This is a genomic window from Streptomyces sp. CB02009 (assembly GCF_001905825.1).
In the GTDB taxonomy this organism is placed as follows: domain Bacteria; phylum Actinomycetota; class Actinomycetes; order Streptomycetales; family Streptomycetaceae; genus Streptomyces.
In genome coordinates this window covers 1-23,496 of sequence record NZ_LIVV01000001.1, presented here as the reverse complement: position 1 = coordinate 23,496, position 23,496 = coordinate 1, and the positions used below count along the sequence as shown (strand labels likewise).

22 protein-coding genes and 1 riboswitch are annotated in these 23,496 nt (G+C 70.9%); of the genes, 6 read left to right on the top strand and 16 right to left on the bottom strand.

The window, feature by feature from the left end; genetic code table 11:
• Positions 1 to 125: 125 nt before the first annotated feature.
• Both AMK27_RS00110 and AMK27_RS00105 read right to left on the bottom strand, forming a co-directional pair.
• On the bottom strand, positions 126 to 1,145 hold the full coding sequence (locus AMK27_RS00110; RefSeq protein WP_073901978.1) for an EamA family transporter: 1,020 nt from the start codon (positions 1,143 to 1,145) through the stop codon (positions 126 to 128).
• 41 nt (positions 1,146 to 1,186) lie between these two features.
• Positions 1,187 to 1,810 (bottom strand): Clp protease N-terminal domain-containing protein, encoded by a 624-nt coding sequence (locus AMK27_RS00105; RefSeq protein WP_073901977.1) that lies wholly within the window; start codon positions 1,808 to 1,810, stop codon positions 1,187 to 1,189.
• A gap of 196 nt (positions 1,811 to 2,006) precedes the next feature.
• Here AMK27_RS00105 and AMK27_RS00100 point away from each other — a divergent pair, with 196 nt between their 5' ends.
• Positions 2,007 to 2,231: a hypothetical protein gene (locus AMK27_RS00100; protein ID WP_073901976.1), complete on the top strand. Its 225-nt coding sequence runs from the start codon at positions 2,007 to 2,009 to the stop codon at positions 2,229 to 2,231.
• A 69-nt stretch (positions 2,232 to 2,300) separates the two neighbouring features.
• Positions 2,301 to 2,732 (top strand): type II toxin-antitoxin system Rv0910 family toxin, encoded by a 432-nt coding sequence (locus AMK27_RS00095; RefSeq protein WP_073901975.1) that lies wholly within the window; start codon positions 2,301 to 2,303, stop codon positions 2,730 to 2,732.
• A gap of 76 nt (positions 2,733 to 2,808) precedes the next feature.
• On the opposite strand, the gene AMK27_RS00090 is transcribed toward AMK27_RS00095, so the two are convergent.
• Positions 2,809 to 3,435, bottom strand: coding sequence for a helix-turn-helix transcriptional regulator (locus AMK27_RS00090; RefSeq protein ID WP_073901974.1), 627 nt, complete (start codon positions 3,433 to 3,435; stop codon positions 2,809 to 2,811).
• A 280-nt stretch (positions 3,436 to 3,715) separates the two neighbouring features.
• Here AMK27_RS00090 and AMK27_RS00085 point away from each other — a divergent pair, with 280 nt between their 5' ends.
• Complete coding sequence (locus AMK27_RS00085; RefSeq protein WP_073903740.1) at positions 3,716 to 4,525, top strand: PhzF family phenazine biosynthesis protein; 810 nt, start codon at positions 3,716 to 3,718, stop codon at positions 4,523 to 4,525.
• 78 nt (positions 4,526 to 4,603) lie between these two features.
• On the opposite strand, the gene AMK27_RS00080 is transcribed toward AMK27_RS00085, so the two are convergent.
• Together AMK27_RS00080 and AMK27_RS00075 are read right to left on the bottom strand one after the other, a co-directional pair.
• Positions 4,604 to 5,386 carry a CPBP family intramembrane glutamic endopeptidase gene (locus AMK27_RS00080; protein WP_073901973.1) on the bottom strand — a complete coding sequence of 261 codons (783 nt, stop codon included), beginning with the start codon at positions 5,384 to 5,386 and terminating at the stop codon, positions 4,604 to 4,606.
• 122 nt (positions 5,387 to 5,508) lie between these two features.
• Entirely contained in the window at positions 5,509 to 7,008 is a 1,500-nt protein-coding gene (locus AMK27_RS00075; RefSeq protein WP_073901972.1) for a glutamate--cysteine ligase, read from the bottom strand.
• A 481-nt stretch (positions 7,009 to 7,489) separates the two neighbouring features.
• Between AMK27_RS00075 and AMK27_RS00070 the strand changes: the two genes are divergently transcribed.
• Both AMK27_RS00070 and AMK27_RS00065 read left to right on the top strand, forming a co-directional pair.
• Entirely contained in the window at positions 7,490 to 8,080 is a 591-nt protein-coding gene (locus AMK27_RS00070) for a hypothetical protein (protein WP_073901971.1), read from the top strand.
• Between the two features lie 330 nt (positions 8,081 to 8,410).
• A complete protein-coding gene (locus AMK27_RS00065) occupies positions 8,411 to 8,617 on the top strand; it encodes a DUF5999 family protein (RefSeq protein ID WP_030316472.1) in 207 nt (68 codons plus the stop codon).
• Between the two features lie 91 nt (positions 8,618 to 8,708).
• On the opposite strand, the gene gcvP is transcribed toward AMK27_RS00065, so the two are convergent.
• Positions 8,709 to 11,594, bottom strand: coding sequence for an aminomethyl-transferring glycine dehydrogenase (gene gcvP / locus AMK27_RS00060; protein WP_073903738.1), 2,886 nt, complete (start codon positions 11,592 to 11,594; stop codon positions 8,709 to 8,711).
• A 177-nt stretch (positions 11,595 to 11,771) separates the two neighbouring features.
• A riboswitch (glycine riboswitch) is annotated at positions 11,772 to 11,870 on the bottom strand.
• A gap of 113 nt (positions 11,871 to 11,983) precedes the next feature.
• On the opposite strand from gcvP, the gene AMK27_RS00055 reads away from it, so the two are divergent.
• On the top strand, positions 11,984 to 12,349 hold the full coding sequence (locus tag AMK27_RS00055; RefSeq protein ID WP_073901970.1) for a PRC-barrel domain-containing protein: 366 nt from the start codon (positions 11,984 to 11,986) through the stop codon (positions 12,347 to 12,349).
• A 358-nt stretch (positions 12,350 to 12,707) separates the two neighbouring features.
• Here AMK27_RS00055 and AMK27_RS00050 read toward each other — a convergent pair whose 3' ends face one another.
• The 10 genes from AMK27_RS00050 to AMK27_RS00005 form a co-directional block, all read right to left on the bottom strand.
• The gene (locus AMK27_RS00050) at positions 12,708 to 14,153 is read right to left on the bottom strand and encodes a DNA polymerase IV (RefSeq protein WP_073901969.1); all 1,446 of its coding nucleotides are present in this window, start codon (positions 14,151 to 14,153) and stop codon (positions 12,708 to 12,710) included.
• 182 nt (positions 14,154 to 14,335) lie between these two features.
• Positions 14,336 to 15,013: a MerR family transcriptional regulator gene (locus AMK27_RS00045; RefSeq protein WP_073901968.1), complete on the bottom strand. Its 678-nt coding sequence runs from the start codon at positions 15,011 to 15,013 to the stop codon at positions 14,336 to 14,338.
• A gap of 192 nt (positions 15,014 to 15,205) precedes the next feature.
• Positions 15,206 to 15,679 (bottom strand): bifunctional nuclease family protein, encoded by a 474-nt coding sequence (locus tag AMK27_RS00040; RefSeq protein WP_015032172.1) that lies wholly within the window; start codon positions 15,677 to 15,679, stop codon positions 15,206 to 15,208.
• A 209-nt stretch (positions 15,680 to 15,888) separates the two neighbouring features.
• On the bottom strand, positions 15,889 to 16,632 hold the full coding sequence (gene ftsR, locus AMK27_RS00035; protein WP_073901967.1) for a transcriptional regulator FtsR: 744 nt from the start codon (positions 16,630 to 16,632) through the stop codon (positions 15,889 to 15,891).
• A 29-nt stretch (positions 16,633 to 16,661) separates the two neighbouring features.
• A complete protein-coding gene (locus tag AMK27_RS00030; protein WP_073901966.1) occupies positions 16,662 to 17,624 on the bottom strand; it encodes an FHA domain-containing protein in 963 nt (320 codons plus the stop codon).
• A 60-nt stretch (positions 17,625 to 17,684) separates the two neighbouring features.
• On the bottom strand, positions 17,685 to 18,470 hold the full coding sequence (locus tag AMK27_RS00025) for a DUF881 domain-containing protein (protein WP_073903736.1): 786 nt from the start codon (positions 18,468 to 18,470) through the stop codon (positions 17,685 to 17,687).
• A gap of 281 nt (positions 18,471 to 18,751) precedes the next feature.
• Positions 18,752 to 19,084, bottom strand: a complete 333-nt coding sequence (locus AMK27_RS00020; RefSeq protein WP_015032176.1) for a small basic family protein — start codon at positions 19,082 to 19,084, stop codon at positions 18,752 to 18,754.
• Positions 19,081 to 20,010, bottom strand: a complete 930-nt coding sequence (locus AMK27_RS00015; RefSeq protein WP_073901965.1) for a DUF881 domain-containing protein — start codon at positions 20,008 to 20,010, stop codon at positions 19,081 to 19,083. The genes AMK27_RS00020 and AMK27_RS00015 overlap by 4 nt, the downstream gene beginning before the upstream one ends.
• A gap of 100 nt (positions 20,011 to 20,110) precedes the next feature.
• The gene (locus AMK27_RS00010) at positions 20,111 to 22,606 is read right to left on the bottom strand and encodes a mannose-1-phosphate guanyltransferase (protein ID WP_073901964.1); all 2,496 of its coding nucleotides are present in this window, start codon (positions 22,604 to 22,606) and stop codon (positions 20,111 to 20,113) included.
• A gap of 116 nt (positions 22,607 to 22,722) precedes the next feature.
• Positions 22,723 to 23,331: a CDP-alcohol phosphatidyltransferase family protein gene (locus AMK27_RS00005; protein WP_030316448.1), complete on the bottom strand. Its 609-nt coding sequence runs from the start codon at positions 23,329 to 23,331 to the stop codon at positions 22,723 to 22,725.
• Positions 23,332 to 23,496 lie beyond the last annotated feature (165 nt).

The following is a 23,496-nucleotide window of genomic DNA, read 5'->3' as shown; positions in this document are numbered from 1 at the left end:
CGCGGGCAGCGACGAACCGCTCGGGGGCGAGAGGTCGCCCGGCCGAGCCCGGTCTTCGTCGAGGAGGTCTCCGCGCGCGCTAGGCGGCGGGAGGCGGAAGCACGGTCGCATGCATGATCGGCACCCTAGGTCCCCGGCCGCCGGGCGGACAACTCGGTATCGCGGTCCGTCGCACCCGCGGCGTCCACGGCACCGGCCACCTCCGCCGCCGACCCCGCCACGGGCCCCGCCCCGGGCGCCTTGGGCGTCGACGACTGGGCGATGAAGGCGCCGACCAGGACCACCGCGCCGCCGATGATCTGCGGCGCGTCGAGGTACTGCCCGAGCAGCACCCAGGCGAGCACGGTCGCGATGACGGCCTCCAGGCAGGCCACGACACCCGCCACCTGCGGCGAGAGCCGCCGCACCGAGACGACGCCGGTGACGTACGCGAGCACCGTGGCGATCAGCACGATCCAGCCGAGGAGCAGCCACGCGGGCACGGAGGTGCCGTCCATGTCGGCGCTGCGGCCGAGCAGGGCCCAGTCCATGCCCCACGGACGGGCGACGACGGTGAGGACGAGCGCGCCGATGAGCAGCCCGTACGCGATGACGCCGATCGGGTCGGCCTGTTCGGCGTCGCCCGAGCCCTGGTCGGAGAGGACGAAGTAGCCGACCTGGCAGCAGGCGGCGGCGAGTGCGAGGAGGAGTCCGACGAGGTCGAAGGTGAGTCCGGACCAGACCTGCACGACGCAGGCGAGACCGCCGACGGCCAGGACGACGCCGAGGGCGGCGGCGCGGGTGACGGGCCGGCGCTGGACGAAGCGGACCCAGCCGAGGACGAGGGCCGGGGCGAGGTACTCGATGAGCAGCGCGACACCGACGGGGATGCGGGAGATCGAGGCGAAGTAGAAGGCCTGGACGCCCGCGACGGCGAGGAGCCCGAAGCCCACGAGGAGCGCGGGTTTGCGGCGCAGGAGGTCGCGGTGGCGCCAGGCCACCGGGAGCATGACGAGCGCGGCGCCGGCGACCCGGAGCCAGACGACATGGAGCGGGTCGAGTCCCGCCTCGATGAGCGGCTTGGCCGCCACTCCTGAACCACCGAATGCGAAGGCCGAGGCCAGGGCTAGTCCCAGGCCGGCGCTTCTCCCCTGAGACGCGTGCATCAGGCCATGATGACAGGACGCGGTCAGGGGCGTAACCCCCGTTACACCTGTTGAGACGACTCCCCGGCAGGCCACGGAACGGAGCCTTCCGCCAGAGCGGCCGTACCGGCGTCGGCGGGGGCTCCGGCACGGGCGCTCAGCGCGGCCGGATCGACCCCGGCGCGGCGCAGCACCTCGGCGGCCCGGCTCTCCGGATCGGCGGCGACGACGGCGAGAAGGTCGAGACCGCGCGCCCGGGTGTCCCCGCGCTCGGCGGCCCGCCGGAAGGCCTCCTCGAGGGCCGCGGTCGCGGCCGGCGACCATCCGGAGGCCCGCCCGTCCTGCCCCTCGGCCCCGCGCGTGGCCGGCAGCAGCCGCCCGGCCGCCGACTCCTCGACCGAGCGCTGCCAGCGCAGCCCGTATCCGATGGAGCGCTGGACGAGGTAGCCGAGGACGCGGGCGCGCTTCCGGCCGTCCTCGAAGGCGGCGGCGGCCTCGGGGTCGGCCTCGATGAGCGAGTGCAGGAGGTGGGCGGTGTCGATCTGCCGGTCGCCGTCCCGGAGGGCTCTGCGGCGCGCGCCCGTCACGACCGCCATGAGGGACGGCGTCAGGAACGGCGCGAGCTCCGCGCGCGGGGCGGCGGGCGGCCGCAGGGGCTGCTGGGGAATCGGGACGGGACGGTGCACCCTCTCACCTCATCAGGCTCGGGGCGCCGGGTCATCGCCGGGGAGAAGCATGTCCGCATCCCACCGGAGTTGGGCACGTGCGCGCGGTTCCTCCTCCTTACGGATGAGATCGCGCGCGCCGCCCTCCCGGGGCGCGCGCCGCCTTGCATGGCGCTCCGGACGCAACCACGGGCCCCGCGCCGTACGTCTTCCGATCGTGTTCTGGATGGTGGCCCTGCTCGCGCGCGACGGGCGGCAGTACGTGTACCGGGTGTACGCGCCCCGGGAGGCGCTGCCGGCCGATCTGTTCTGGGCGGCCTTCCACTGCCACGAGGAAGAGGCGGCGCCCCGCGCCTCCGACAGCTTCGACGCGTCCGAGATCTGGTGGATCGGCGACGGGGCGGGGCCGGCCACCGCAGAACTGACGGTTCATCAGTATTGAATGTTCACGGCCGCCCGGCTACGTTCCGCGACACCGGAACCCAGTAGGTACGCGTGAAGGGGTGGTCTCATGGCCGAAGTCAGCGCGGAGGCACGGATCGAGGCACCGACCGGAAAGGTCTGGGCGCAGCTCGTGGACTTCTCCTCGTACGGCGAGTGGAACGCCACCCACACCAACTTTCCGAACGGCGGTCCGGCCGCCCTCGAGGCGGGTGCCACCTTCACGGAGAACATGAAGCTGATGGGCTTCCCCGCCGAGGTGCTCTGGACGGTCGAGGAGCTGGAGGCCGAGCGCGCCTTCGCCATCAAGGGCAAGGGGCCGATGGGCGTGCTCGTCACCACGCGCTACTCACTGGCGGCGGACGGGGAAGACGCCACGACCGTGCGGATCGACGGCGAGTTCACCGGCGCGGCGGTCTCCCTGATGGCGGGCAAGCTCAAGGACTCGGCGACGGCCGCCCTGACGGAGTCGCTGCGCAAGCTCTCGGGCCTGGTGGTCTGATCCGGACGGACGAAAGGGCCCCGTGGCGACCGCCACGGGGCCCTTCGACCGCTCCCGGCCCCTCACGGGCACGGGATCAGTGCTCGTCGGCCAGGATCAGGTACAGCTTCTTGCGGGCCTCGTTGATCACGCCGACCGCCTTCTTCCGCTGCTCGGCGCTGCCGGCCTTCCAGACCTGCCCGAACGCCTCCATGAGTCCGAATCCGGCCTGCCGGATCTCGTTCATGGCCTCCCAGTCGACGCCGCGACCGGCGTCCTCCCAGGGTGCGTCGGGGCCCTCTTCGGCCTCGGCGCGGCCGGTGTCGGTGAGCGTGAACAGCTTCTTGCCGCCCTCGCTCGCGCTGGTGATCAGTCCCTCGTCCTCCAGCATCTGAAGGGTGGGGTAGACCGAGCCGGGACTGGGCCGCCAGGCCCCGTCGCTGCGCTCGCCGATCTCCCTGATCATCTCGTAGCCGTGCATCGGGCGGTCCTTGAGGAGCGCCAGGATCGAGGCGCGCACGTCGCCGCGCCGCGCCCTTCCCCGGCCGCCCCCGTGACCGCGTCCGCCGCCGAAGGGACCGCCTCCGAAGGGTCCGCCGCCGAAGCCCGGCCCGAAGGGCCCGAACGCCGCGCGCCGTCCTTCGAAGTCACCGCGAGGCCCGGGGCCGCAGGCTCCACGGCCGGCTCCGTGTCCGTTTCCGTACTCGTGTCCATGTGAACGCATCGCAACGCTCCTTCCATCGGGTTTCATTCGCTGAACTGTCGCGATGCCTCAACGATATATCGGAACTGTTCGGCGAGCAAGCTTGCCGACTGAACCGTCGCCGTCCCACCACCGTCCGCCGGCCGCCGGCGTCTGACCTCCGGACGCCGCGCCCGCCCCCGCACCTCATCCGCCCAGGTCACCGCCCCACACCGAAGGAGTGCCGGTGCGCCCCCACCCGGTCCAGTTCTCCGCGATTGGCCTTGGCCCGCCCGATCCGGCCCCCGGTACGGTCGGCGCCATGAGGATCCGCATCGTCGACGCCTTCACCGACCAGCCCTTCTCCGGCAACCCGGCCGGAGTCCTGCTCCTGGACTCCTTCCCGGACGACGCCTGGCTCCAGCGGGTCGCCGCGGAGGTCAACCTCTCCGAGACGGCCTTCGCCCACCCGCTGCCCGCCGGCGGCGAGGCCGACTGGGCCCTGCGCTGGTTCACCCCCACCACCGAGGTCGACATGTGCGGCCACGCCACACTGGCGACGGCCCACGTCCTGCACTCCACCGGTACGGCGAGCGGCCCCGTCCGCTTCGCGGCCCGCTGCGGCCTGCTCGGCGCCACCGCCGAGGCCGACGGCACGATCACGATGGGCTTCCCGACCTCCACCCTCACCCCGGCCCCCGTCCCCGACGGCCTGGAGAAGGCGCTCGGCGCCGAGGTCGTCGCCGTCCACGACACGTCCGACCACATCGGCGACCTCGTCGTCGAGCTGCGCGACGAGCCCACCGTGCGCGCGCTCGCGCCGGACCACGCCGCCCTGAAGGTCCTCTCGACCCGCGGCATCATCGCCACCGCCGCCGCCCAGGACCCGGACGGGGCTTACGACTTCGTCTCCCGCGGCTTCTTCCCCGCCGTCGGCATCGACGAGGACCCGGTGACCGGCAGCGCCCACACCGCGCTCGCCCCCTACTGGTCGGCCCGGTTCGGCCGCGACGACCTGGTCGGTCTGCAGGGCGGCGCCCGCACCGGCATCGTCCGGACACGGCTGCGCGGCGACCGCACTCTCCTGAACGGTCACGCGGTCACGGTCATCGAGGGCGACCTGCGCGCCTGACCCCGCGGTCGCGGAACGAGCGAGGGGGGGTACGGAGACTCCGTACCCCCCTCGCTCCCCCGCACCGGGGCCGCGGCCTCAGACCGTGGGCAGCCACCCCACCTTGCCCGCGAGCAGCCCGTATCCGACGAAGGCCACGATGTCGAGCAGCGCGTGCGCCACGACCAGCGGCCCGACCCGCCCCCACCGCCGGTACAGCAGGACGAAGACCACGCCCATCACCACGTTGCCGACGAACCCGCCGATCCCCTGGTAGAGGTGGTACGAGCCGCGCAGCACCGAACTCGCCACCAGCGCGGCCATCGGCGTCCACCCCAACTGCCCGAGTCTGCGCAGCAGATACCCGACGACGATGACCTCCTCCAGAACGGAGTTCTGGATCGCCGAGAGGATCAGCACCGGGTACTTCCACCACACGTCGGGCAGCGACTCGGGCACCACGGTGAGGTTGAAGCCCGTCGCCCGCGCCGCCAGGTAGAAGGCGAGCCCCGCACTGCCGATGCCCGCCGCGACCAGCGCCCCGCGCCCGAGGTCGGGCCAGGGCCGGGTGCGGTCGAAGCCGATGGCCTTCAGCCCCGAGCCCTCGCGCAGCAGCAGATGGGCGACGAGCAGGACCGGCACGAGGGCCGAGGCGATGCCGAAGAGCTGCCACGACAGGTCGAGCCAGGGCCGCCCCGGGGCGTACGAGCCGTTGAGCGTGGCCGCCTGCTCCTTCAGCGCCCCGGTCTTGGTGAGCGAGCCGATGAAGCTGATGAGCGACGACAGGGCGCTCGCCCCGAGCGAGAGCGCGAGGACGATGAGCGTCTCGTTGCGCAGGACCCGGCGCGACAGCCCGTCGGGAGGCAGGGAAGCGTCACTCACTCGTTGGTCCGACACCACACCTGTCTCCACTTCCCGGTCGCGGACGGACACCGCTCCGGCGGCATCCCGATCACTGTGCCATGATCGGCCACCGCCCCCGCCCGCGACCCCGGGAGCCGCGCTCAGTCGATCCCGACCGGCCAGGTGTGCACCGGCTCCCCCGCGTGCATGAGGCTGCGGTAGCGGCGGGTGGTCGCCGCGAGGGCCGCCTCGCGGTCGAGACCCGCCTCCAGCGCCCGGTGGAAGGTGTCGGCCTGCCAGGAGGCGCCGTTCACCTTCCGCAGACAGCGCTGCTCGATCACCCCGAGGTAGAAGTCGCGGTCCGCGGGTTCGATGTGCCAGGCGTCGAGCCCGGCCGCGGCCAGTGGCAGCAGCTCGTCCAGGACGAGCCGCACCGCGGGGACGGTGGCGACGCCGCCGGCCCGCCCGGAACGCGGCCAGCGCAGCTCCGCCTCGATGCCGTGCCGGCAGGCCGTGTCGAAGTTGGCCTCCGCGTCCTCGAAGGCCATCCGCTTCCAGACGGGCCGGGGGTCGTCGGCGAGGGAACGGACGAGCCCGTAGTAGAAGGCCGCGTTGGCGATGACGTCGGTGACGGTCGGACCGGCCGGCAGGACCCGGTTCTCGACGCGCAGGTGCGGGACGCCGTCGACCCAGCCGTACACCGGCCGGTTCCAGCGGTAGACCGTGCCGTTGTGCAGGACGAGCTCCTGGAGGCGCGGCACCCCGCCGCCGTCGAGGACGAGGAGCGGATCCTCCTCGTCGCAGATCGGCAGCAGCGCGGGGAAGTAGCGCAGGTTCTCCTCGAAGAGGTCGTACACCGAGTCCACCCACCGCTCCCCGAACCAGGTGCGCGGCCGGACGCCCTGGGCCTGGAGTTCGGGCGGCCGGGTGTCGGTGGCCTGGGTGAAGAGCGGCGGCCGGGACTCGCGCCACAGTTCGCGGCCGAAGACGAAGGGGGCGTTGGCACCGAGCGCGATCTGGACGCCGGACACCGCCTGCGCCGCGTTCCACACGGCGGCGAAGCGGGCGGGCGTGACCTGGAGGTGGAGCTGCACCGAGGTGCAGGCCGCCTCGGGAACGATGGACTCCGAGGTGCAGAGGAGCCGTTCCACCCCGTGGATGTCGAGCGTGAACTCCTCGCCCCTGGCGGCGAGGATCTGGTCGTTGAGGAGCGTGTAGCGGTCCGCCGAGGAGAGGTTCTCGGGAACCAGGTCGTCCTGGGTGAGGGTCGGCAGTATGCCGATCATGACGACGCCCGCGTCGAGTTCCGCGGCCTTGCGGTCGGCATATCCGATTCCGGTGCCGATCTCCTCCGCGAGCCGGTCGAAAACGCGCCCGTCGAGCTGGTGGGGCGCGATGTTCACTTCGAGGTTGAACATTCCGAGTTCCGTCTGGAAATCGGGGCTGGCGATCTTTTCGAGAACCGGCCCGTTCAGCATGCGGGGCAGTCCGTCGGCACCGGCCAGATTGAGTTCGATCTCCACGCCCATGAGATTGCGGGGACGGTCGAACCTCTTCTCCGCCAGAAGCCTCGCGAGTCCCGCGAGACACTGCTGGAGCTTTCTCCGGTACTGCTGCCGGTCGGACGGGCCGAACCCGTCGGCCACGACCTTCTCCCCCATCGAAGCGTCCCTCCGCGAGTGGGCGGCCGCCAGGACGGCCGCGCGTCTCGGACGATGATGCCCAGCCCGCTGATCGACAACGCCTGCGAAGGAGGGCTATCGGAGGATAGGCTGGATGCTGTGCCCCGCGGTCACATCCCAAGGGCATGGAACAATCGACATATACCAATGTCCTATTGTCCCGGAACCGGGGGCATGAATTCAGCCGTCCGACTGTGCGAGGAATACGCAGGTCGGAGCGCCACCACCCTCGGATTCCGCTTCTACGACCCTCGTTCTACGGCCTGATGACGCCTTGCCAGGAATATCGGCGGCGTCTAGCGGAAACACTCCGTGAACACGTGTCGTATAAACTCCGCGGACGAGGCAGAGTGTTGGCGCCCGGGTCATGGCCTCTTGGCACTCCTCTGGCCCCGCCGCCGACAGCGCCGTCGTACCTGCCCACGCATCAACGTGTCTCCTGAGCGAGAGGCGACCCACCATGCTCCGACCCTCCCCGGCCCCTGCGCCGGCCCTCCGCAGTGTCCTCGCGGCCCTCGGCTCCCCGACCGCCGTCCGCGAGGCGCGAACGCCCGCCCTGCGGGCCGCGCAGGGACCACTGAGCCCCGAACTCCCTCTGCCCGTCCATGTCCTCGGCGTGGCCGGGACACCCGGGCAGGCCCCCCGCACCCGCCTCGCCGGCTGGCGCTTCCTGATCAGGAACGGGGGCCGGGCCATCGCCGCCGCGGATACCATGCTGACCCCGGACGGCTGGTCCTTCTCGCACTTCTTCGAGGGGCCGTACGTCTCCGCGACGGAGCGGGCGCTGCTCCAGGCCGAGGCCCTGCCGGGCCCGTACCAGCCGCGACTGCTCTCCGTACCGGAGCTCTACATGCTGACCCTCTGGCTGCACGCCGAGCCTGAGGCGGACGGTGCGACCACCACCCCGGCCGCGGCGGACCTGATGGTGCCGCTGGCGCCCGCCCCGCCGGGGATCGCGGCCCACCGCCCGTACCAGGTCTCCGACCTCCTGCCCGTGCTCAGTACGCGTCTCGCGCCGCCGCCCCTCCTGGGCTCGGCGGCGCCCGCCTGATCCACTGCACGAGCGTCCGCCCCGTGACCCGCCGGAGTCACGGGGCGCACTGCTGTCCGAGACCCTGGACCGAACACGTCGCCCGAACACCCCTCCCGGACGGACTAGCCCACTGGGACCATTCCGAACCACCCAAAGAGACGGTGCAGTTGACCTGAACCGCCCCTGCGGGTGATGCGTCTTCCCAGGAAAGGACGAGCTGCCGCGAAATCCCTGCGGAAGACCGTCCATGGGGCAAGACTGGGACCGGAACCGAACCGACCGACGGGGGCGGCGATGAGCGCGAAGAGCCGCAGGACATCCACTACGACGCAGCGAGAGAACCCACCCATGTGCCAGCACCAGCCTGCCTGTCCCACCGCCGACTCCGCCGACCGTGAGGCGGCCCGACTGACGGCACACCACCCGGAACAGGGCTGGAGCCTGCTGTGCAACGGCGTCCTGCTCTTCGAGGACACCGGCGAACTGCTGCCGGACGGGCAGATCATCGCCCCGCACCGGCCGCTGTCGGCGGGCCAGGTGACGACCGCCGCCTGACGGCGCGCACAACGCCGAGGGCCGGCCCGGAGACATCCTCCGAACCGGCCCTCGCCTCATGCTCGACCGCGGTGCGCGGCCGGCGCCCCGCTCAGTTGTCGTACTCGTCCAGCGGCGGGCAGGAGCAGACCAGGTTCCGGTCGCCGAAGGCACCGTCGATGCGGCGCACCGGCGGCCAGTACTTGTCGGCGGCCGAGACACCGGCCGGGAAGACGGCCTCGTCGCGCGTGTACGCGTGGTTCCACTCGCCGCCCAGCGCGGCCGCGGTGTGCGGGGCGTTGCGCAGCGGGTTGTCGTCGGCGGGCCACTGGCCCGAGGAGACCTTCTCGATCTCGGCCCGGATCGCGATCATGGTGTCGCAGAAGCGGTCGAGCTCGGTCAGGTCCTCGGACTCGGTCGGCTCGATCATCAGCGTGCCGGCCACCGGGAACGACATCGTCGGCGCGTGGAAGCCGTAGTCGATCAGGCGCTTCGCGATGTCGTCGACCGTGACGCCCGTCGCCTTGGACAGCGGGCGCAGGTCCACGATGCACTCGTGGGCGACCAGACCGGCCGGGCCGGTGTAGAGCACCGGGAAGTGCGGCTCGAGGCGCTTGGCGATGTAGTTCGCCGCGAGGACGGCGACTTGGGTGGCGCGCTTGAGGCCCTCGCCGCCCATGAGGCGCACGTACGACCAGGAGATCGGCAGGATGCCCGCGGAGCCCCACGGGGCGGCCGAGATCGGGCCGACGCCGGTCTCCGGGCCCGCGGTGGGCTGGAGCGGGTGGTTGGGCAGGTACGGGGCGAGGTGCGCGCGGACGCCGACCGGGCCGACACCGGGGCCGCCGCCGCCGTGCGGGATGCAGAAGGTCTTGTGCAGGTTCAGGTGCGAGACGTCGCCGCCGAAGTGGCCCGGCTTGGCCAGACCGACCAGGGCGTTGAGGTTGGCACCGTCGACGTAGACCTGGCCGCCGGCCTCGTGGACCTCGGCGCAGATGTCGGCGACGTGCTCCTCGAAGACGCCGTGCGTCGACGGGTAGGTGATCATCAGCACGGACAGCTCGTCGCGGTACTGCTCGATCTTGGCGCGCAGGTCCGCGATGTCGACCTCGCCGTCGTCGGCGGTCTTGACGACGACGACCTTCATGCCGGCCATCACCGCGGAGGCGGCGTTGGTGCCGTGCGCGGAGGACGGGATGAGGCAGACGGTGCGCTGCTCGTCACCGTTGGCGCGGTGGTAGGCGCGGACGGCGAGGAGACCGGCCAGCTCGCCCTGCGAACCGGCGTTCGGCTGGATCGACACCTTGTCGTAGCCGGTGACCTCGGCGAGGCGCTCCTCCAGCTCGGTGATGAGCGTGACGTAGCCCTGCGCCTGCTCGACCGGGGCGAAGGGGTGCATCTGGCCGAACTCGGGCCAGGTCACCGACTCCATCTCGGTCGTCGCGTTCAGCTTCATCGTGCAGGAGCCGAGCGGGATCATGCCGCGGTCCAGCGCGTAGTCGCGGTCGGCGAGCTTGCGCAGGTAGCGCAGCATCGACGTCTCGGAGCGGTGCGCGTGGAAGACCGGGTGGGTCATGTACGCGTCGGAGCGCAGCAGCCCCGCGGGCAGCGTGTCCTCGGTGGTGGCGTCCAGGGCCTCGACGTCGGCGGTCACGCCGAAGGCGCCCCACACGGCGGCGAGCTGGGCGCGCCCGGTGGTCTCGTCGCACGACATGGACACGTGGTCCGCGTCGACGCGGTAGAGGTTCACACCGGCCTCGCGGGCGGCGGCGACGACCTCGTCGGCCTTGCCGGGCACCCGGGCGGTGAGGGTGTCGAAGAAGGCACCCTGGGTGAGCTCCACGCCCCCGGCGGTGAGGCCGGCGGCCAGGATCGCGGCGTACCGGTGGGTACGGCGCGCGATGCCCTGGAGGCCCTCGGGGCCGTGGTAGACGGCGTACATGCCGGCCATGACGGCGAGCAGCACCTGAGCGGTACAGATGTTGCTGGTGGCCTTCTCGCGGCGGATGTGCTGCTCGCGGGTCTGCAGCGCCAGGCGGTACGCGCGGTTGCCGTCGGCGTCGACGGAGACACCCACGAGACGGCCGGGCAGCGAGCGGGCGTGCTTGTCCTGGACGGCCATGTAGCCGGCGTGGGGACCGCCGAAGCCCATCGGGACGCCGAAGCGCTGCGTCGTACCGACGGCGATGTCGGCGCCGAGCTCACCGGGCGAGGTGAGCAGGGTCAGCGCGAGCAGGTCGGCGGCGACGGTGACGATCGCGCCGAGCTCGTGCGCGGCGTCGATCAGCGGCTTGATGTCCCGCACGGCACCGGAGGCACCGGGGTACTGGAGCAGCACACCGAAGACACCGCGCTCGGCGATCTCGGCGGGGATCCCGGCGCTCAGGTCGGCGACGACGACCTCGACGCCGGTCGGCTCGGCGCGGGTCTCGATGACGGCGATCGTCTGCGGCAGGGCGTCGGCGTCGATGAGGAAGACACCGTTCTTGACCTTGCCGACGCGCCGGGCGAGCGCCATGGCCTCGGCGGCGGCGGTGCCCTCGTCGAGCAGCGAGGCACCGGAGGTGGGCAGCCCGGTCAGGTCGGCCACGACGGTCTGGAAGTTCAGCAGGGCTTCGAGGCGCCCCTGCGAGATCTCCGGCTGGTACGGGGTGTACGCCGTGTACCAGGCGGGGTTCTCCATCACGTTCCGGAGGATCACCGGCGGCGTGAAGGTCCCGTAGTACCCGAGACCGATCATGGGCGCGAGGACCTGGTTGCGGTCGGCGAGCGTGCGCAGCTCGGCGAGCACCTCGGCCTCCGTGCGCGCGGCCGGCAGGCCCAGCGCCTCGGCGTTCTTGATGACGTCCGGCACCGCGGCGGCCGTGAGCTCGTCGAGGGAGCCGTAACCGACCTGGGCGAGCATCTTGGCGCGCGCCTCGGCGTCGGGTCCGATGTGCCGCTGCTCGAACGGGATGCCCTGTTCGAGTTCGGAGAGCGGAATGCGGTTGGCGGTCATGTACGGAGGCCTCCTGGTCGTCACGACCTGCGAGGGGCACCACGGCGCGGGTACCCGGACGGCCTCCCCCTCTGTCATCTCAACCTGAGAGTTTCACCGGCACGCCTCGCGGCACGCCGGCTTTCACCGTCGGTGAGAGCGCATGCCGTCGGACACCGCTCTGCTTTCCAGAGTGACCTCGTCCGCGCGGTACAGGGGCCTGAGAGATTCCGGGGAGGATTTGCTCCTTCGGCGCCCACCGGAATTTTCTCCGGGGGACTCTCCCGCACAGGGTCGACAGCCACAGCCAGCCTACCAGCGAGGTTGCGGCTTCCATCGCTCAAGTGGCCGACATCCCAGTTGTGCACTTTCGTAGGGGTGTAGAGCAGTTGCGACCTGTTGGAGGGACCGTGCAGACCGATATCGATCCGCGCAGCCTGATCGGCCGCAAGGCGTACGACCGGAACGGACACAAGATCGGAACCGTGGACGAGGTGTACCTGGACGACGCGACCGGCATCCCGGAATGGGCGGCGGTGCGCACGGGCCTGTTCAGCCGGGACGCCTTCGTCCCCCTGGAGCCGAGCGAACTCATCGACAACGGCCTCCACATCCCGTACGAGCGCGCCCTGATCAAGGACGCCCCCGACTTCGGCGTGGGCCGCCACCTCTCCCCGGAACAGGAGCTCCAGCTCTACCGCCACTACAGCCTGGCCCTCCCCCCACCCCCCACGGACACCCCGGACACGGACTTCGGCCACCTGGCAGGCCAGTAACCCGCACAGGGGGCCACCGTGTGCGACCGGCCGGGGACCGCTGTCGCATCAGGCACGGAGACCGGTCTCCGGCCTCAACCGCAGCCGCAGCCGCAGCCGCCGACGGCGCTCCCGCCCCACAGAAAAACTGGCACCTCTGCCCGCCCACCTGCACGGGTGGTGCGGGTGGGAACACAAGCCCGGCCGCCAGGCCGGGCACTCCCCACCCCACCCGGCAGCCGCCCACGCCCCCGCACCCCCACGGGAAAACCCGCACCCTGCCCACCGACGCGCACGGGTGGTGCGGGTGGGAACCCCCAAGCCCGGCCGCAGGCCACGTACCCACCGGCACTGACACAGCAGGCCCAGACCCCATCCCTCACCCCCGCCTGACCAGCGGCAACGCCTCCCCCGGCTCAAGCTCCGGATCATCCACCGCAAAGGTCCGCACCCGCCCCGGCTCCGACCAAGGCTCCTCGAATCGCACCGTCACGCGCCCGACCCCGCTCCCCTGCACCCACCCGGCGCCGTACACGGCATGCCGTACGTCGTGCCCGGGCGCCCAGCGCCGCTCCACGGGTTCATGGGCGTCAGGCTCTACGGAGGCCACAGCCGACGCGCCGGTCACGGCGGCACCCGCGTCACCCCCCGCCCGCTCCTCCGAAGCCGACACCGTCGCCACAGCCCCCACAGCCCCATCAGCAGCCCCCGCCGCCCCCTCCGCAGCATGCGCAGCCTCCGCCTCCGCCTCCGCCTCCGCCTGGGCGAACAGATCCTCCTGCGTATAGTCCGCGAGCCCACTCACCCCGACCCCCAGCAACCGCACACCCCCGGTCGTGTCGACCGCCTCGAGCAACCGCCCCGCCGCCTCCCGCACCACACCCGGATCGTCCGTGGGCCCCCTGAGCGTCTCTGACCGCGTCAGCGTCGAGAAGTCGAAGCGCCGCACCTTCAGGACGATGGTCCGCCCGGAGTGCCCGGAGGCCCGCAGTCTCCCCACGCAGCGCTCCGCGAGCCGTTCGACCTCGAACCTGATCCGGACCCGGTCGTGCAGGTCGACGTCGAAGGTGTCCTCGACCGAGACCGACTTGGCGTCCCTCTCGGCCACCACGGGCCGGTCGTCGTACCCCTGGGCCATCAGGTACAGCGAGGCCCCGTGCGCCCGCCCCAGCAGCCGTACGAGCTCGTCCTCGCCCGCTTCCACGAGGTCGGACACGGTGGTCATCCCGGCCCGCCGGAGGTGCTCCCCGGTCGCCGGTCCGACGCCGGGCAGGATCCGGACCGAACGGGGCGCGAGAAGCTCCCGCTCGGTCCCGGGTTCGATCAGGACCAGCCCGTCGGGCTTCGCCTCCTCGGAGGCGATCTTCGCGATCATCTTGGATCCGGCGAGTCCCACGGACCCCGAGAGCCCCGTCGTCGCGAGGATGTCGGCCCTGAGCCGCTCACCGGCCGCACGCGCGCTCGCACTGTCGTCGGCGACGCCCCCCGCGTCCAGGTCCACGAAGGCCTCGTCGAGGCTGAGCGGCTCCACGAGCGGGGAGAGCCGGCCGAGCAGTTCCATGACCTGCTCGCTGATCGAGCGGTAGAACGAGAAGCGGGGTACGAGATAGGCCGCGTTCGGCGCGAGCCGCCGCGCCTGGCCCATGGGCATGGCCGAATGGACTCCGAAGCGACGCGCCTCGTACGAGGCGGTGGCGACCACACCCCGGGGCCCGAGACCGCCGACGACCACGGGCTTTCCGCGCAGGCTGGGCTTCGACGCCTGCTCGGCGGCGGCGAAGAAGGCATCCATGTCGAGATGGAGGATGGTGGGCGCGGCTCTCACACGTCCGATGCTGCCTCACACCACTGACAACGGCCCCCACCACACCGCACGACGCAAGCGCAGGCCCTAGCTCAAGCCCTAACCCCAGCCCACACCCAAGCCCAAGCCCCAGCGCCAGCCCCAGCCCCGAAACGGACGGATCCCAACCCCCGCCCCCACAAGAAGCAGAACCGCGCCCGCCCTCAGACCGCCCGGTCCCGCCGCCTCCGCGCCAGCTCGTCCCCCGGGTTGTGCCCCACCAGGGTCTCGCCCGTGTCGACCCGCTCCCCGTGCAGCTGCGAGAGCGCCGCCTCGACGTCCCGCCAGACCACGCCGACGGCGATGCCGAAGACGCCCTGCCCGCCCTGGAGCAGGTCGACGACCTCGTCCGGGGAGGAGCACTCGTACACCGTGGCCCCGTCGCTCATGAGCGTCATCCGCTCCAGATCGCGGAAGCCCCGCGCGCGCAGGTGCTGCACCGCGGCCCGGATGTTCTGAAGGGCGACCCCGGTGTCGAGGAATCGCTTGACGATCTTCAGTACGACGACGTCGCGGAAGCTGTAGAGCCGCTGGGTCCCCGACCCGTACGCGGGCCGCACGCTCGGCTCCACGAGCCCCGTGCGCGCCCAGTAGTCCAATTGGCGGTAGGTGATCCCGGCCGCCGCGCAGGCCGTGGGGCCGCGATAGCCGACCGTCTCGCCCGCCACGCCGGATCCGGCGCCGGAAGCGCCCCCGGGGCCGGCGGTCGCACCGCTCCCCGCACCGGCGTCCGCACCCGTTCCCGTACCGAAGTCGCCGACACTGCCGTGAAGCGGATACGGACCGCTCTCTCCGGACACGCGTCCGAGCGAGCTCCCTGCCGTACCGTCCGCGCTGCTCATCACGCCGACCCTCCGTCCTTGACCTGCCCACACGAAGGTAGGCAGTCACTCGGGGTGCGTCAACGATCGCCACACTCGGCACGCCGAGTGATAATCACCCTGAGAGTGGTTTCCCGTCTCTCTCGCCGGGGAAAGGCTACTCGAATGCTCTGACAGCACCCCGCGAACGGCCTGCGGCCGCGCCGCTCCGACTCACTGGCTGTTGGTCCCGAAATCCTCCGGTGAGATCTGGTCGAGGAACTCGCGGAACTTCTCCACCTCGTCCTCCTGCTCGTCCGGAATCGCGATGCCGGCGTCGTCCAGCACACCGTCACTGCCGTAGATCGGCGTTCCGGTCCTGAGGGCCAGTGCTATCGCGTCCGAAGGCCGCGCGCTCACCTCGACGCCGCTGGCGAAGACCAGTTCGGCGTAGAAGACACCGTCACGCAGATCCGTGATGCGGACTTCGGTGAGTTCCTGTCCCACGGCCTCCAGCACGTCCTTGAACAGGTCGTGCGTCAGCGGCCGCGGAGGGGCCATCCCCTGCTGGGCGAAGGCGATCGCGGTCGCCTCACCCGGTCCGATCCAGATGGGGAGGTACCGATCGCCTCCCACTTCACGCAGGAGCACGATCGGCTGGTTGGAGGGCATTTCCACCCGGACACCCACAACGTCGAGCTCGTTCACACAGCAACCCTAGGACGTGCCCGACCGGTTTGGATAGTCGGGCCCTCCCCGGCGGGCCCCCGAGCCCGCTCCGAAACGACCTGGGAACCGGCGCGATCACGCCGCGAACCGGGCGGGAACACGGGTACGAACCCACAGGAACCGGGGCACGAACGCCGCCGAAACGCCCCGAACGCCACGGGCGAGCTCCTCACGAGCTCCTCAACAACTCAATGCAGCCGAATCCCGAGCGCGGTCTGAACGAGTGCGGCATGCAGCCGCACCGACTGCGCGGCGAGCTCCTGCGCGGTGGCCTCCGCGTGGGCCCTGGTCTGCGGGTTGCGGTGCCGGCGCAGCGGCGCGACGACCTGCTCGATCAGTCCGGCCTCGCGGTCCGCGGCGGCCTTGACGGCCCTCAGGTGCCGGGGTTCGAGTCCGAAGCGCCCCAGGTCCGCGACGAGCCGCGCGACGGTCACGGTCTCGGGGTCGTAGCCGCCGCCGTCCGTCTCGGAGATCAGACCGTACGACTCCCACTCGAGGAGCTCCGTCTCGGTGACCTCGGCCGCGGCCAGCAGCTCGGCCCGCCCGATCCGCGCGGCGGTGGGGGGCTCGGGGTCCTGTTCCCAGGCACCTTCGACCAGGTCCCGTCGGCGCCCGGGGGCGGGGAGCTTGATCTGCTCTCCCCTGGCGAGGGCGTCGAGGTGCTCGCGGATGACCTTCAGCGGAAGGTAGTGGTCCCGCTGCATCCGCAGGATCTGAGCGAGCCGCTCGACATCCTGCGGGCTGAACTTCCGGTACCCGGAGGCCGTACGCCGGGGCTCCACGAGCCCCTCGGCCTCCAGGAACCGGATCTTGGAGATGGTCACTTCGGGAAATTCGTCACGCAACTGGTTCAGCACCGTGCCGATGCTGACCAGCCGGTCGCCCGCGGTGGCGGTGCCGGAGCCGGCACCGCCCGTCGGTGTTCGCAGCATGGACCTTCCCTGAAGGCTTCTCCGAGGCGCTACATGCCCCGCTGGCTGGAGTAGAAGACCAGACGGTACTTACCGATCTGCACCTCGTCGCCGTTGGACAGGACGACCGAGTCGATCGGCTCCCGGTTGACGTACGTGCCGTTGAGGCTGCCGACATCGGCGACGGTGAAGCTGCCGTCCTGGGCCCGCCGGAACTCGACATGGCGCCGGGAGACCGTGAAGTCGTCCAGGAAGATGTCGCTCTGCGGGTGACGGCCGGCCGTGGTCAGCTCACCGTCGAGCAGGAAGCGGCTGCCGGAGTTCGGTCCACGACGCACCACGAGGAGCGCGGAACCGGACGGCAGGGCCTCGACGGCCGCCAGCGCCTCGGGAGAGAGCGAGGGCAGCTGCGTCTGGCCGGTGACCTCGGCGTCGTAGGCCTCGAGGCCCGAGATGGAGATCGTGGACGTCGTCTCGGAAGCCCGCTCGGGTGCGACTCCGCCCCGCAGCGGCGTACCGCAGTGGGAGCAGAACCGGCTGTCGGCCGCGTTGCGGTGACCGCACCTCGTACACACCGGCATGGACGCATCCTCCTGCCGCGGCTGCCCCGCCGAGGTCTGTGTCGCGTACGGATCGGGGGCAAACCCTCCACCCGTACTTGAGGTTGATGGTTCTCCGAAACCTATGCGGGCGGCCCCGGCGGGGTCAACAGACGACGCGCCGTACGCGCCCGGAACGTCACCACCCTGACCGCCGACCTCGTCGCGGAAGAGCGGGCGTTCGCCGCCCTGCTCCTCGCTCTGGGCGTGGCGCGACGCGCGGTGCTTGGCGTTACCGCCGTCCTCGCGTCCGCTCTTGCCGAACAACTTCGCAAAAAAACTCACGGGCGATTCCCCTTGACCGAAACAGACCCGCCCGTGGGGCAGGACGAACCGAGATCCATCACACCTGCCGACCCGGACACCTTCACAACGTCCGTATCCTCCGGACAGTTTCCACCACGCACCACCGATGTGGTGCGCCGACCCCCCGCAACGTCCTGCGCTTGTCGCGGGACCCCTCCTGTCTCCCTCTCACTGCGAGGACGACTGAGCGTAGTCAGGCCGCTTCGCGGGTCGCAAGGCATCGACGATGATCTTCGCCGACCGCTCCACCGTGGCCGTGGCCTGCTCCTTCTCCAGGGTCTGCACGACACCGCCGGGGATGTTGAGCGCGGGCTCGAGATCCTCCGGCTTGCCGATGACCTTGAAGACGTACGGAGCGGTCACCTTCGTTCCATCGATCCGCATGTCATCGCCGCCACCGGTGAAATAACTGTCCGCGACCACCCGGACACCGTTGACCTGGATCGCCTCGGCGCCCGCGGCACGCAGCTCCTGGATGGCGTCGAGCAGCATGTCCGACTCGACGGCCCCGGTCGGGTCGCCGACGGTCAGCGTGATGCCAGGGCCCTCGGCCGCGACGGTGCCGGCCAGGATACCGAGCTGCTGCTCCTTCTCCTGGGTCTGCTTGCGCGCCTCCTCGGCCTGGTCCGAACTGGACTCCAGCTCGGTCCGCTGCTTCTCCAGCCGGGCCTTCTCGTCCTCGAGGCGCTGTGTGCGGTCGTCGAGTTCGTCGAGAATGCGGACCAGGTCCTCCTGGCGCGCCCCGCGCAGGGCGCTGTTCTCGCTGGTCGAGGAGACCTGGATGGCCAGGCCGAGACCGAGGACGAACAGCAGCAGCGCGACGACGAGTTGGGCCCGGGTCACCCGGGGCGGCCACAGCGCCGAGGCAAGCCGCCGGCGTCCGCTCGTCTCGGCCGCGGGGGCGGCCGGCGGCACGGGGACGCGGACGTCGTGGTCGGCGGTCGTGTCGTGCACGGACTCCGAGGGCGCCTCGTGCTCTCCCGACGGGCCTCCGTGCGCGGGCTCGCCCACGCTCTCGGGCCGCCCGGCACTCTCCGGCTTCCCAAGGCTCCCTGACTCAGGCCCGCTCGCGGGGCCCAGGGGACTCCCGGAGTTCCCGGGGTTCCCGGCGTTCTCCGAGCCCTGAGGCTTCCGGGGCTTCTCAGAGCCCCCACCATCGCCGGGGTTCCCGGGGTTCCCAAGATTCCCGTCGTTCTCAGGGTTCTGCGGGTTCTGCGGGTTCTCGCTCATCGGCCTCACGCCCGGAAGACATGGCGGCGGATGGCGGCCGCGTTGGAGAAGATCCGGATGCCCAGCACGACGACCACACCGGTCGACAGCTGCGCGCCCACGCCCAGCTTGTCGCCGAGGAAGACGATCAGGGCGGCCACGACCACGTTGGAGAGGAACGAGACCACGAAGACCTTGTCGACGAAGATCCCGTCGAGCATGGCCCTGAGGCCGCCGAAGACCGCGTCGAGGGCGGCGACCACGGCGATCGGAAGATAGGGCTCGACCACCGCCGGAACCTCGGGGCGGACCAACAGTCCGACCACGACTCCGACGATCAGGCCCAGTACGGCGATCACGATGTGCCCTTCCCTGTGTCGGCCGTGGCCCGACCGGACGGCGTCGCCGCCCCGGCCCCCCTCGGCTCTGCGGTACGTACGGTCAGGCTGGGCGCGGCGGGCAGGCTGACATCGCCCTCCGCCGTGATCCCGCTCCTGATCCCGAAGTTCTCCACCAGCGCGTGCAGGTACTGCCCGTCGGCGCTGTCCTGGAACGCGGTGCTCAGCCGCTGTCCGTCCCCGATCGCGAGGATGGTGTACGGCGGCACCAGCGGCTTGTTGTCGACCAGTATGGCGTCGCCCGCGGCCCGGATCGCGGACAGCGAGGTGAGCCGCTGGCCGTTGATCGCGACGGCCTCGGCGCCGGACTCCCAGAGCCCGTTGATGACGCGCTGCATGTCCCGGTCGCGCACCCGGCCCGTGTCGGAGAAGCCGCTGCTCTCGCGCGGCCCACCGCCCCCGGTGTCGGTGTTCTTGGCGTCGTTGACGACGAGCTTCACGCCGGGGCCGTGCACGGGCGTCGCGCCCGAGAGGAGCCCCACGAGCTCGGCCTGGTCGCCGCCGTGCTGCTGGAGTGCCTGCCGCTGGCGTTCGCCGACCTCGGACCGGATCCGCTCGACGTCCTGCTCCAGCTGTTCGGCCGAGGACGTCTCCGCCTCGATCCGGTCGATCAGCTCCTGCCGCTCCTTGGCGACGACGGGCGCGGAGATCCGCGCCTCGGCCGCGCCCACGGTCACCACGGCGGCGGCGAGCAGCAGGCCCGCCGCGACGCCCAGCTTGGCCCGCAGGCTGCGGGGCAGCCCACCGCCCTCGGCGGCACGCCGGGCGGTGGCCTCCGCGTATCCGTCGTCCAGCGCGTGGTCTATCACGTTGTTCAGCAGCGACATGGACGCGTCCGGGCGCGGCGGCGGCGATCCGGTGCTCCGAACGGGGGGCTGCTGCGACATGCCGCACATCGTCGCACGTCGCACGGCCTACCGCCGAATGGCCCCTCCAGCCGGCGGGGAGGCACCGGGTAGGTGCTCCCCGCCGGCCGGCCCGATCCGCTCAGCTACCTGCGCTGTCGACCACGGCGGACCACTCGTCGAGCAGGGCCTGGGCGGAGGCGTCGTCCGCGCCCTCGGCCCACAGATGGGTGACGGCCTCGGCGGGGTCGGGCAGCACCATGACCCAGCTTCCGTCGGCCTCGACCACCCGTACGCCGTCGGTGGTGTCCACGGAGCGGCTGCCCGCCGCCTCCACGACCCGGCGCATCACGAGCCCCTTCACGGCCCACGGCGTCGCGATGTCCCGCTTGAGGACGTGCGCCCGCGGAATCCGCGCGTCGATCTGGCTCAGGGTGAGCTGGGTCCGCGCGACGAGTCCGATGAGCCGCACGAAGGCCGCGGCACCGTCGAAGACGCTGCTGAACTCGGGCACGATGAACCCGCCGCGTCCGTCACCGCCGAAGATCGTCGACTCCTCGCGCCCGACCCTGGTGAGGTCGTCCGGCGAGGTCGTCGTCCACTCCACCTGCGTGCCGTGGTACGCGGCGACCTGCTCGGCGACCCGGGTGGTCGTCACCGGCAGCGCGACCCGGCCCGAGCGCCGCTCGGCCGCCACCAGGTCCAGCATCACCAGGAGGGCCCGGTCGTCCTCGATGATCCGGCCCCGCTCGTCCACGAGCGAGAGGCGCTCACCGACGGGGTCGAACCGCACCCCGAACGCGGCCCGCGCCGAGGCCACGATCTCCCCGAGACGCACGAGCCCGGCCCGCCGGCTCTCGACCGACTCGGTGGGTCTGGACTCGTCGAGCCCGGGGTTGATCGTCAGCGAGTCGACCCCGAGCCGCCCGAGGAGGCTGGGCAGGACGAGCCCGGCGCTTCCGTTGGACGCGTCCACGACGACCTTCAGTCCGGCCTCCGCGATCCCGGACGTGTCGACGTTCCGCAGCAGGGAGCCGGTGTAGGAGTCGAAGACGCTCGCCGGGAAGGACAGGTCGCCGATCTCTCCGGGGAACGCACGGCGGTACTCCTGCCGCGCGAACACCCGGTCGAGTTTGCGCTGCCCGCCCTGCGAAAGGTCGGCTCCCCGCTCGTCGAAGAACATGATGTCCACGGAGTCGGGCACTCCGGGCGAGGTCCGCACCATGATGCCGCCGGCGCTGCCCCGTGCGGTCTGCTGCCGTGCCACCGGCAGCGGTACGTTCTCCAGGTCCCGTACGTCGATGGCACTGGCCTGCAGCGCCGAGATCACGGCGCGTTTCAGCGCCCTCGCACCCCGGGAGTGGTCACGGGCCGTGGTGACGGTCGCGCCCTTCTTCAGGGTCGTGGCGTACGCCCCCGCCAGCCGGACGGCCAGTTCCGGGGTGATCTCCACGTTGAGGATGCCGGAGACCCCTCGGGCCCCGAAGAGGTGGGCCTGCCCACGGGACTCCCAGATGACCGAGGTGTTGACGAAGGCGCCGGCCTCGATCGTCTTGAACGGGTAGACCCGGACGTTGCCCTGCACGATCGATTCCTCACCGATCAGGCACTCGTCCCCGATGACGGCCCCGTCCTCGATCCGGGCGGCCCGCATGATGTCGGTGTTCTTCCCGATCACGCAGCCGCGCAGATTGCTCTGCTGCCCGACGTAGACGTTGTCGTGGACGACGGCCTTGTGCAGGAAGGCGCCGCTCTTCACGACGACGTTCGAGCCGACGACGCTGTGCTCACGGATCTCGGCACCGGCCTCGACCTTGGCGTAGTCACCGATGTAGAGCGGTCCCCGCAGGACGGCGTCGTGGTGGACCTCGGCGCCTTCGGCGACCCATACGCCCGGTGAGATCTCGAAGCCGTCGATGTCGACCTGGACCTTGCCCTCAAGGACGTCCGCTTGGGCCTTCACATAGCTCTCGTGGGTGCCGACGTCCTCCCAGTAGCCCTCGGCGACATAGCCGTAGATCGGCTTGCCTTCCTTCATCAGCTGCGGGAAGACATCACCCGACCAGTCCACCGAGGCGTCTGCCTGGACGTAGTCGAAGACCTCCGGCTCCATCACGTAGATGCCCGTGTTCACGGTGTCGGAGAAGACCTGGCCCCAGGTGGGTTTCTCCAGGAAACGCTCGACCTTTCCCTCTTCGTCGACGATCGTGATGCCGAATTCCAGTGGATTCGGCACTCGGGTGAGACAGACCGTGACGAGACCGCCCTTCTCCTTGTGGAAGGCGATGAGGTCGGAGAGGTCGAAATCGGTGAGCGCGTCCCCCGAGATGACGAGGAAGGTGTCGTCCTTCAACGCCTCCTCGGCGTTCTTCACACTTCCCGCGGTACCGAGTGGCTTCTCCTCGTTGGCATACGTGAGCTCCATCCCGAGTTCCTCGCCGTCACCGAAGTAGTTCCTGACGAGGGAGGCGAGGAACTGCACGGTCACGACGGTCTCGTTGAGACCGTGCCTCTTGAGCAGTCGTAGGACGTGCTCCATGATCGGCCGGTTCACCACCGGCAACAGAGGCTTGGGCATGCTCGAGGTCATAGGGCGAAGGCGTGTTCCTTCGCCACCGGCCATCACAACGGCCTTCATGTCGGAAGCGTCCTCCTTGAAGAGACGACGGTCCTGCCGACTTCACCTGTCCGCTCAGTCGCCCTCGGACGTCCTCGTTGTTGCCGGCGACGCTGCTCGGCACAGGACGGACGGGCTCAATCGGCCGCGGTATCCGCCTTCACGAGTCGACGGACCTGGACCACGTAGAGGATCCCTGCCCACCAATACAGAGTTGTACCCCATCCGGCGAAGGCCCACCCGAAAACTTCAGCGAGTGACGAAAGCCAGCCCGTTCCGTCACTGAGAAGCAGCAACGGGAACGCGTACATCAAGTTGAAAGTCGCAGCTTTGCCGAGGAAGTTCACCTGCGGCGGCGGGTAGCCGTGCCGGCGGAGGATTGCCACCATCACCAGGAGCATGGCCTCGCGCGCCAGGAGGGCCGCGGTCAGCCACCACGGCAGGATCTCGCGCCAGGTGAGACCCACGAGAGTGGACAGGATGTACAGCCGGTCGGCCGCGGGATCGAGCAGCCGGCCGAGGTTGCTGATCTGGTTCCAGCGCCGAGCCAGTTTGCCGTCGAGATAGTCGCTGACGCCGCTGAGCATCAGGACGAGAAGCGCCCAGCCGTCACTGTTGGGGCCACCGAACTCCGGACGGAGAATCAACCACAGAAACAGCGGCACGCCGGCGAGACGCGCCATGCTGAGAATGTTGGGGATGGTGAGGACCCGGTCGGTCTGAACGCGAGTCTCCTGGACCTCCACCCGGGGGCCTCCTGCTGGGAACGTACGGACGATGCCCCCTGACCTTACCCGCAGCCACCACGCACCGACGCACAGGGGCGGCCGGCCGGGCCCGGAACGCAAAAATGCCTCAACCCCCGGACAAGGTCCGGGGGTTGAGGCTAAAAATTGTTCGGCGGCGTCCTA